8 protein-coding genes are annotated in these 10526 nt (G+C 39.1%); all 8 read left to right on the top strand.

Translation table 11 applies throughout. From position 1 onward, the window contains the following. Positions 1-633: VOC family protein (locus BFU02S_RS17035; protein ID WP_066371032.1), on the top strand; the 633-nt coding region annotated here is incomplete at its 5' end. Positions 634-1018: 385 nt separating this feature from the next. Continuing rightward, positions 1019-1660 carry a transcriptional regulator CcpN gene (gene ccpN / locus BFU02S_RS12275; protein ID WP_066371034.1) on the top strand — a complete coding sequence of 214 codons (642 nt, stop codon included), beginning with the start codon at positions 1019-1021 and terminating at the stop codon, positions 1658-1660. Positions 1661-1675: 15 nt separating this feature from the next. Further along, on the top strand, positions 1676-2491 hold the full coding sequence (locus BFU02S_RS12270) for a pyruvate, water dikinase regulatory protein (RefSeq protein ID WP_066371031.1): 816 nt from the start codon (positions 1676-1678) through the stop codon (positions 2489-2491). Position 2492: 1 nt separating this feature from the next. Continuing rightward, positions 2493-5162, top strand: coding sequence for a pyruvate, phosphate dikinase (gene ppdK / locus BFU02S_RS12265; protein WP_066371030.1), 2670 nt, complete (start codon positions 2493-2495; stop codon positions 5160-5162). A 130-nt stretch (positions 5163-5292) separates the two neighbouring features. Next, positions 5293-5484, top strand: coding sequence for a YbxH family protein (locus tag BFU02S_RS12260; RefSeq protein WP_066371024.1), 192 nt, complete (start codon positions 5293-5295; stop codon positions 5482-5484). Positions 5485-5621: 137 nt separating this feature from the next. Next, positions 5622-8141, top strand: coding sequence for a DEAD/DEAH box helicase (locus tag BFU02S_RS12255; RefSeq protein WP_066371017.1), 2520 nt, complete (start codon positions 5622-5624; stop codon positions 8139-8141). A gap of 260 nt (positions 8142-8401) precedes the next feature. After that, the gene (locus BFU02S_RS12250; protein ID WP_066371015.1) at positions 8402-9421 is read left to right on the top strand and encodes a permease; all 1020 of its coding nucleotides are present in this window, start codon (positions 8402-8404) and stop codon (positions 9419-9421) included. Beyond that, the gene (locus tag BFU02S_RS12245; RefSeq protein ID WP_066371013.1) at positions 9421-10344 is read left to right on the top strand and encodes a TIGR03943 family putative permease subunit; all 924 of its coding nucleotides are present in this window, start codon (positions 9421-9423) and stop codon (positions 10342-10344) included. The genes BFU02S_RS12250 and BFU02S_RS12245 overlap by 1 nt, the downstream gene beginning before the upstream one ends. The last annotated feature ends 182 nt before the right edge of the window (positions 10345-10526 follow it).

The raw sequence follows: 10526 nt of genomic DNA, 5'->3' as shown, positions 1-10526 counted from the left end.
CAAGAAACATATGAATCGATTGCGCCAGCACACTTTGCTTTTCAAGTTCCCTATTCTCAATTCGACAAGGTCGTATCCTTTATTCAACAATCTGGATTATTAGTTCTAAGGCAAGAAAATGGACAGTATGTTGACGAAACGGATGGGAGAAGGAACTTATATTTCCGTGATGGAGATGGTCATATTCTCGAAGTTATTGCACATGATTATATTGCAGAAAACGAGTTACAGGCAGTTGGTGCCCTAAAAACAATGTATTTAAGGGAAATTGGCTTTCCCGTAGATTCTGTTCCGGTTTTTCGTGAATTGTTGAAAAGAAGTCTTGAAATGAAAACAGAAAAAGACCAAGAGACGTTTAATTTTGTGATTAGTGGAACCGCACACGCAGTTGTTGTTTCTAAACGGAGACCTTGGATTCCAATTGCAATGAAGGCACTCCCCCCTAAAATGAAAGTAACATTCGGAACACCTGATATAGATTTTTTAAATAAAATAGCTAAGAGAGTAAATAGTTCTTGGGTTGATACAAAAGAACTCCATTTCACGATTAAAAATTATAAATTTTGCATGAAGAGTACACCTGAATTTAAAAAATCCACAATTAAAAGATTGAATTTATCACTAAGTTACTAAAGCGCCACTTTATAATCCTTTCAATCTTCCGTAAAAGGACGTTTTTCTTAAATAAAAAGTCGTCTTTTTGAATTGTACAGGATAACAACACTTATTAGGGATTCGAATAATTTTCCATGAACAACAATACTGAAGACTCCTACTCGATTGAGTAGGAGCTTTTTTTGTAATGATTTTTTAAATTACATTTTATGTAAAAAATTACTCCGTCAAGTTGTGGGGATGATTTCTTAATGAATATTCTGGACAAAAAGTTAATTCCTTTTATTGAAATAAATTATTCCCTTAAAAAACTAAATATGATACATTATATATAAATAAGTATGACATATTTAAAATAAATTCATAAAATATAACATGTTTTTCTTGAAAAAAGGAGGTGTTTATCATTAAACTTACAAAACGTCAGGATGAGATTCTACAGATTGTGAAGGAAAATGGCCCTATCACAGGAAAAGAAATTGCAGAAATGCTATCGCTTTCAAGGGCAGCATTGAGGCCGGATCTTGCGATTTTGACAAAGTCCGGAAATTTGGATGCCCGCCCGCGCGTCGGTTATTTATATAATCATAACTACAATTTAAAGCAAGAGGCTAAGCACTTTATTCATCAAAAAGTAGCAGACTTTAAAGCGCATCCGATTGTTGTGGAAAAATCCGCTTCCGTCTATGATGCGATTGTTCAATTATTTTTAGAGGATGTAGGCACTCTTTATGCTGTTGATTCTGAAGGGCATTTGGCAGGGGTTATTTCACGGAAAGATTTACTCCGGGCAGCCATTGGTAATCAAAATCTCAATGAACTGCCGGTAAGTGTGATTATGACAAGAATGCCAAATATCATCACGATTCATCCGGAGGAAACCTTATTGGAAGCTGCAAAAAAAATGATCAATTTTCATGTCGATTCATTACCAGTTGTAAAGGAAGTGGAGCAGCAAGAAAATACATATTTGTTATTGGGGCGTATTACAAAAACAACGATTACAAGGGCATACGTTGAGCTTATAGAAGCAAAATCTTATTAAAGGAGGGAAGTTCATTTGGTTCACAAAGAAGTGGTGTACGTCGTATCCGATTCTGTAGGGGAAACCGCTGAACTGGTTGTAAAAGCTGTGGCAACACAGTTTAATGGTGGACAGGTTGAGGTGCGCCGCAGTTCCTATGTTGAAGAGATTGATGATATCGAAGATGTACTATTATTAGCCAAAGACAGCCGGGCGATCATTGCCTATACCATAGTCATTCCGGAGTTAAAAGAATTTTTAGATCGAAGGGCTAAAGACGAAGGGATTTTGGCAGTAGACCTATTAGATCCATTAATGAATGCTTTTGAAACGAAACTGGGCAGAGAACCTCACCATCAGCCGGGGCTAGTGAGAAAATTAGACGAAGAATACTTCCGAAAAATTGAGGCGATCGAGTTTGCAGTGAAATATGATGATGGCCGCGACCCAAGGGGGATTTTAAAAGCGGATATCGTCTTAATCGGGGTATCGAGAACGTCGAAAACCCCGCTGTCAATGTTTCTGGCACACAAGCGTTTTAAAGTTGCCAATGTTCCGCTCGTTCCAGAGGTGCCGCCCCCGGAAGAATTGTATAAAATTCCCCGGAAAAACTGCATCGGGCTAATCATTTCCCCTGATAAATTAAACGAGATCCGCAAAGAGCGATTAAAGTCCTTAGGGCTTGCATCAAGAGCAAACTATGCTAGTTATCAGCGGATACTTGAAGAATTGGATTATGCGGAAAAGATTATGAAACGAGTTGGCTGCCCGGTCATTGATGTATCCAATAAGGCGATTGAAGAAACAGCCGGGTTAATCATGGAGATCCTAAAAAAGGAGAGGAGCTATTAATATGGAGAAATATGTTTATTTGTTTCATGAGGGTAATGGCAATATGAGAGATTTGCTCGGGGGGAAAGGAGCAAATCTGGCTGAAATGACTAGAATTGGGCTGCCGGTACCATATGGCTTTACGATTACAACCGAAGCGTGCAATGCCTACTATGAATCTAATAAATCCATTCCTGCTTTAGTAGAAATGCAAGTATTAGAAGCTCTTACCCACTTGGAAGAAAAAATGGGCAAGAAACTCGGCGACCCTGAAAATCCATTGCTTGTTTCAGTTCGTTCAGGATCTGTTTTTTCGATGCCTGGCATGATGGATACAATCTTGAACCTGGGCATGAATGATGAAACAGTTGTTGGAATGGCAAAATTAACGAATAACCCGCGTTTTGCCTATGATTCCTACCGCAGATTTATTCAAATGTTCAGTGATGTAGTTTTGGAAATTGATTCTTATTATTTTGAACAATTATTGGAGGAAACTCGTGAACAAAAAGGCTATACATCTGACCCTGAACTTACAGCGGAGGACTGGCAAGAAGTGATTAAAGGATATAAGGAAATCGTGAGGAAACATACGAGAAAAGACTTCCCACAAGATCCTAAGAATCAGCTTTTTCTTGCTATAAATGCTGTGTTTAATTCGTGGAATAATCAGCGGGCTATTGTGTACCGCCGTTTAAATAAAATTCCGGATCATTTAGGAACAGCTGTTAATGTCCAAAGCATGGTATTTGGCAATATGGGAAATGATTCCGGCACCGGTGTGGCGTTTACACGCAATCCTTCAACAGGTGAACCAGAACTTTATGGAGAATATTTAATCAATGCACAAGGGGAGGATGTTGTTGCTGGGATCCGTACACCGCAGGCAATTAGCACATTGAAGAGTGAAATGCCGGAAGTTTATCAACAATTCTCCGAAACAGCCAAGCGCTTAGAGCAACATTACAAAGAAATGCAGGATATCGAATTTACCGTGGAACGCGGCAAGCTGTTCATCCTGCAAACACGCAGCGGCAAGCGCACCGCACAAGCAGCCATCCGTATTGCTGTCGATATGGTGAAGGAGGGGATTATTGATCGAAAACAAGCCCTGCTTCGGGTTGACCCGGACCAATTGAATCAGCTACTGCACCGCCGTATTGACGAGAAGGCAGAAAGAAAAATTTTAGCTAAGGGCCTTCCTGCATCACCTGGTGCAGCCACAGGGCAGGTTGTCTTTGATGCGGATGAAGCGGAACAGCTAGGGAATGATGGAAAAAAAGTCATCCTTGTGCGGCCTGAAACAACGCCGGATGATATCCATGGCATTGTCGCCTCACAAGCAATTGTCACCAGCCGGGGTGGTATGACGAGTCATGCTGCCGTCGTCGCCCGCGGTATGGGGAAAGCATGTATATGTGGCTGTGAAGCTCTGAAAATTGATGTAAAAGCAAAGCAATTAATCGTTGGTGAAACAGTTGTTAACTATGGCGACATGATTACAATTGATGGTTCTACCGGGGAAATTATGTTGGGAGAAATTCCGATGATTGATCCTGAGCTGTCTCCTGAGTTCCAGTTACTGCTTTCCTGGGCAGATCAAGAGCGGAAAATCGGCGTGCGGGCAAATGCTGATAATCCGGAGGATGCCAGAAAAGCATTCGAATTTGGTGCAGGCGGGGTAGGATTGTGCCGGACGGAGCATATGTTTATGGAGCAAGGCCGCCTTCCAATCGTTCAAAAAATGATTATTGCGGAAAATGATGAAGAACGAATGGAAGCAATTGAACAATTGCTGCCTATGCAGCAAGGAGATTTTGAAGGGATTTTTGAAGCAATGCAAGGCTATCCGGTTACAATTCGTCTGTTAGATCCGCCACTTCATGAATTTTTGCCGGATAAAGAGGAACTTTTAGTAGAAGTTACGAAACTGCAAATTTTGGATCCGCAATCTGATGAGCTAAAGCAAAAAGAGAAACTGTTAAGGAAGGTTCGCCAGTTAGATGAGTTCAACCCAATGCTCGGCTTGCGTGGCTGTCGTTTAGGGATGGTTCATCCAGAAATTTATGAAATGCAGGTAAAAGCGATTTTCTATGCTGCAGCGAAGCTTGCGGAAAAAGGAATGGAAGTGAACCCGGAAATCATGATCCCGCTCGTCGGGCATATTAATGAATTAAAATCTATGCGTGAACTTGTCATTGAGACTGCTCAAAGGGTGGAAGAAGAAACCGGAAGGAACTTTAAATACACAATCGGAACGATGATTGAGATTCCTCGAGCCGCGTTAACTGCAGATCAAATTGCCGAAGAAGCCGATTTCTTCTCATTCGGAACAAACGATTTAACACAAACGACTTTCGGCTACAGCCGAGACGATGCGGAAGGAAAATTTCTGCAAAGTTACATTGAGACAAAAGTTCTCCCACAAAACCCATTTGCCGTACTTGATCAAGATGGTGTCGGTAAGCTTGTCGAAACTGGCGTCAAGCTCGGCCGCAAAACCAATCCAACCTTAAAAACAGGCATTTGCGGCGAACATGGCGGAGAAAAGAGCTCAATTGATTTCTGCTATCGAACCGGGCTGGACTACGTCAGCTGCTCGCCATACCGTGTTCCACTTGCCCGTTTGGCTGCTGCTCAAGCCACCATCCGACAAGAGCAAAAAAAGTGCGAAGCTTACACACCTGTATAATTTATTTATGAGGACGGTGCCGTGATGGTACCGTTCTCATTTTTTACCGGACTGCAAACAGACACATCGTAAGTCATCAATCTTAATTTTTTGCGAATACTAATTAGAAAAAGATAAGGAGAACTAAGTAATGGGAGTTATTGAACGCAAGGGGTTAGTTTTTGTTCCGGAATTTAGTGTAATTGAGCAAAAAGGAGCCATTCATGTATACAATAAAGGTCAATTTATCGAAGAAATTAAATTTAATTTTTCCGGCAACTATCCGGAATTAGATCAAATTGAAGAATTGGTGAACCAATATTGTGAGCAACATCAAATTTAAAGAACAATAATTTGAAAAGTGATATAATTGCATCCTAAGGGTTTTTGACTGCTTCCGGGTTGTCCTTAGTTAAGCCCGGTTTTTTTACTATATTCACGTTATACATAACACTGTTTTTAAAATGAGGAGGGAATGGTATGAGCAAGCTTGCCGTGATTTACCCTCAGGCTGTTGAACATACAAAAATGAAAATATACCAGGATATTGACCGTTATCTGGAGACGAAAGATACACTTCCAGCATTTATGGATTATTTAACTGACCGCGGCCATTATATTGAACAGATTTGGATTCATGTATGGCTGAATAAATCCACCAATGACATTCCGAAACATGAAAAAAAGCAATTTTTAAGTGAAAAAGGCTATGAAGTCCATGGTGTTGACCGAAAGCTAATCAATAAATGGTTTCGTGATGAAATGAGAGAGTATCAGCCTTTTGATGCATATGGCTGGATAACGGAAATGTTTCATAACCGAGAAGCTGAATGGGCGGATCGGTATCGAGAAGCAAAAGAACAATTGAGATCAAGACAGGAACAAGCCCGGCTGCAAGAAAAAAAACTTGAGATTCGAGGAGAAATTGAAGATACGGCTGCTGCAATGTTAGAAGAAAAATATGACCAGTTTTATTTATACATTCGCTACTTTGCTGCCAAGCAATTAGCAACTGATTTTAAAAATAAGATAAAATGTCAAGCTCAAGAAGGGGCATTTCCTCCTTATCAAACAGTACTGCAATTTTTTGACAGTCAAAAAACAAAACGAAGTGATTTTGAATATGAAGCCTTTTATTATATTTATGAAGGTTTCATTTTCGATCATCTGTCGGAGTTGGTCCCTAAAAAAGTACTGGAAAACTTTGATGAGGATCTAAAACAGGAATTTTACTTCATGTTTCATGAGCAGCTTACTGTTTCCTATATAAAGGGGTGTATTAGAGACCTTTTATATGACGTCTCAGGATATATGTTTGATGATCTTCAAGAAGAATATCTGACAGATCTCTTGAAATTGGCCGAAATTCCATTCGACATGAAGGTGCACCAGCAAATTCTTGAAGAAAATCTAAGGGAGCGGGAACAGAGATTCGCTGAGGAACTGGCCGAGCTTCAGCGAAAAAAGGAAGAAGAAGAACGGATGATGAAGGATATCTTTGGCACGGAATACGATCCTTCATTTCGCCGGCAGATCCGTTATGTCCTACATATTGGCGACACGAATACAGGAAAGACGTATCATGCACTGGAAAAAATGAAGCAGGCAGCAAGCGGCATGTACTTAGCACCTCTTAGGCTGCTGGCTCTTGAAGTGTTTGATAAACTGAATGCTGAAGGAACAGCGTGTTCATTGAAAACCGGTGAGGAGGAGAAGATCAATCCGAATGCCAGCCATATTTCCTGCACGGTGGAAATGTTTCATGAAAAAGAGTTCTATCATGTGATTGTGATCGATGAAGCACAAATGATAACGGATAAGGATCGGGGGTTTTCCTGGTACAAGGCGATTACAAATGCAAATGCTGACGAAGTCCATATTATCGGTAGCCGAAATTCCAAAGATATGCTGCTTGCGCTTTTAGGTAGTGCTGATATTGAAATTCACGAGTATTTTCGCAATACACCGCTTGAGGTTGAAAAGAAAGAGTTTCACATTAAGCATGTCAAAAAAGGCGATGCGCTTATTTGTTTTTCCAGAAGGCGTGTTTTGGAAATGGCATCGAGACTGCAAAATGACGGTCATTCCGTCAGCATGATTTACGGCAGTATGCCCCCCGAAACAAGAAAAAAACAAATCGAGCAGTTTAATAAAGGAATAACAACAGTCATTGTTGCGACCGACGCAATTGGTATGGGTCTAAACCTGCCGATTCGCCGAATTGTATTTTTGGAAAATGAGAAATTTGATGGTACAAGGAGGCGGCTGCTAACTTCACAGGAAGTAAAACAAATTGCCGGCCGTGCAGGACGAAAAGGGATATATGATGTCGGCAAAGTGGCGTTTGCGAGCGATATAAAAAAAATGCGGAACTTATTGCAACAAGAAGACCGACCCGTTCAGACGTTTGCAATCGCCCCGACGAATGCTGTTTTCGAGCGGTTTCAACGTTACTATCATGACCTTGGGACATTTTTTGAACTGTGGGAAAAGTTTAAAAGCCCTAAAGGCACAAAGAAAGCCTCGCTGTCAGAGGAGCAAGCTTTATATCGTAAGATTGCCGGAACCGAAATCGAAGCACGGCTTTCGCTTAAAGATTTATATGGATTTTTACACCTGCCGTTTTCCAAAAATGAACAAGCATTGACCGAGCAATGGGAAGATACGATGTATGCAATTGTTCAGGGCAAAGAGTTGCCTGAACCCCCGGTAAAAGAGGGAAATCTTGAGGAACTGGAACTAAGTTATAAAGCAATCGGACTGCATTTGTTATTTTTATACCGGTTAGGCGAGCGGACCGAAGCCGTCTATTGGGAGCGGGTACGTGAGGAAATTAGTGATAAAGTGCAGGAACGGCTGAAAACAGATATCAAGAAATTTATAAAAAAATGTAAAAACTGTGGTAAGAAGCTGCCATGGAATCATCCATTTCCTACTTGTGATGCTTGTTACAGGACGAGATTTAAGAAACATTGGTATGATGAGGAATTTGAGTATTAAAATAATCTAGTTTATCTGTCTGTCCGGATAAGCCAGAAAACTAGGGATAAAATTGGTTCATGAAAATGATGTGCAGACAGTTGGAAGCGGATCTGATTGATCCTAAGGTTTAGCAAGCTTGGAACTCAATATCCAAGCTTTTTTTGTTTAATAGGATCGCTTAGCACTTTTACTAAAGGTATATTAATCTCCTTTTAATGAATAAGAGCTTTAGCTATGCATATCCATATGATAGGAATGAAAGATTCAAGGGGGGTATGATGGCTTTTTTAAATAAGCTGTTGAAGGATAGTTTCATATTTCTATTATTTTGGTTTTTCATCATTCTTTTTTTCTTTGCAGAGGAAATAAAAAATATTTCTATTTTTAATAGAATTCCCAGTTCTTTTATTAACGTTAATACCATTTTTCTTAGTATTATTTTAGAGGCCATTCCATTTATTTTATTAGGTGTATTTGTATCGGCGATTATTCAGTTGTTTGTATCAGAAAAATTCATTCAAAGGGTATTACCTCGTAATGTTTATTTAGCTGTCATACCAGCTGCGTTGCTAGGAATTATTTTTCCAATTTGTGAGTGTGCAATAATCCCTGTAGTTCGCAGGTTAATAAAGAAAGGGATGCCATCACATGTTGCAATTGTGTTTATGCTTAGTGCTCCAATATTAAATCCCGTCGTCTATGCTTCAACCTATTATGCTTTTAAAAGTACACCTTATATTGCAAATGCCAGGATGTTTGTAGGATTTATTAGTTCGATCATTATTGGATTCATTATTTACCGGCGATTTAAAGGGGAAAATATTCTGAAGCCAATGAAGGAAGGCCATCATAGTGCACACCATCATCACCATATAAGAGAAAATAAACTATTAGAAATACTATATCATGCGAGTGATGAATTATTTGATACAGGGAAGTATTTATTGATCGGAGCTTTTCTGGCTAGTATTTTTCAAGCATTTTTTGATCGGAATACTTTATTATCAATTGGGACAAGTACAACCTTAGCACCGGGGGTTATGATGGGATTTGCCTATGTTCTATCGGTCTGTTCTACGGCGGATGCCTTTGTAGCTTCTTCATTTGGCTCTACCTTTACAGAAAGTTCCATTCTTGCTTTTCTCGTTTTTGGACCAATGATTGACATTAAAACTACTTTAATGTTATTCGCTTATTTTAAAAAGAGATTGGTCTTATTTTTACTATTGGTAACACCAGTTGTTGTTTATTTAGTCGTTTATCTTTTTTACCTGTTTTTTATTCAGGGAGGTGTATGATGAATAAGATCAATAAAGTCCAGGATTTCTCTTTTCATTACCTGATCAGGGGCATCATTCTTATTGGATTTATGTTGCTTTTATTTAAATTACTTCTAACTCAAAATATTACCCTCCTGATTGCACCGAAAATGCTTCGTTTTATTTATTTTACACTATTTGTCTTTTTTACTCTGGGTGTCCTTTTAGTCATAAGAGGAACATCGGGTCGGAGTTATTCCTCTCATTGTGATTATGACGGGGAACACTCTTTTCCAAATTCTTTCGTAAAAGGGGTTTTTCTATATTTGTTGTTTATTATTCCTATAACTACTGGTTTTCTTTTTTCGAATAATGTACTTGGCAGTTCAATCGCAATGAATAGAAACATTAAAATCGGAGCAAGTTCACAAGATACGAATGGAATGAAGACTGTTAAGAAAAATCCAATATCCCCCTCGTCTTCCGATACAAGTAAAAATAAATCGACTTCAAAAAATGTAATGGATTATCAGCCAGATCCTTTAACTCAATCGGAATACGATGCATTAAAAGAGAAAATGTTAAAGGAAAACAGGATCGACATTACCGATGACCAATATGTTAACATGATGAACATTATTCAAGATAATTTAAAGGGTATGATTGGCAAGACCGTAACCACCAAAGGGTTTATTTATCGTGAAAAAAATTTAATGCAGAACCAAATCATTGTAGCTCGGTTTGGAATTACCTGTTGTGTTGCCGACGCCTCCGTCTATGGATTTTTAGCAAAAGGGAAAGTAGCGGCCTTGCCAAAAGATCAATGGATTCAAATAACAGGCACGATTGAGCAAACTCAATATAATGGGGATACTGTTCCAATAATCGTTATTAAACAGCTTTCTAAAATTGCTCCGCTCAAGCAGCCATATGTTTTTGACGTAGGTGTGAAAATAGAATAGCCCCTATTTGTTCTCGTAAAAGTAATAACAAAAATTTAAGTCATTTGTGATTTTATAAAGAAATCCCAAATGGCTTATTTTTTCGGCAAACTTTAAGCTGTTCTTAATTTTCCATTCATCTTTGGTCTGCTTTTTTTCATATTTACTGACTAGAATAAAGTGCTAAGAGGAAAAGTCTCTAA

This window comes from Neobacillus fumarioli NBRC 102428, from assembly GCF_001591485.1.
Classification (GTDB): Bacteria; Bacillota; Bacilli; order Bacillales; family Cytobacillaceae; genus Neobacillus; species Neobacillus fumarioli.
The sequence above is the reverse complement of the archived record's forward strand: the minus strand, read 5'-3'. Positions and strand labels throughout refer to the sequence as shown.

Excerpts from the sequence above, each read along its gene's own strand:
- BFU02S_RS12255 (WP_066371017.1), top strand. The coding sequence starts at position 5,622 with ATGAGCAAGCTTGCCGTGATTTACCCTCAGGCTGTTGAACATACAAAA.
- BFU02S_RS12250 (WP_066371015.1), top strand. The coding sequence starts at position 8,402 with ATGGCTTTTTTAAATAAGCTGTTGAAGGATAGTTTCATATTTCTATTA.
- BFU02S_RS12260 (WP_066371024.1), top strand. The coding sequence starts at position 5,293 with ATGGGAGTTATTGAACGCAAGGGGTTAGTTTTTGTTCCGGAATTTAGT.
- ppdK (WP_066371030.1), top strand. The coding sequence starts at position 2,493 with ATGGAGAAATATGTTTATTTGTTTCATGAGGGTAATGGCAATATGAGA.
- BFU02S_RS12245 (WP_066371013.1), top strand. The coding sequence starts at position 9,421 with ATGAATAAGATCAATAAAGTCCAGGATTTCTCTTTTCATTACCTGATC.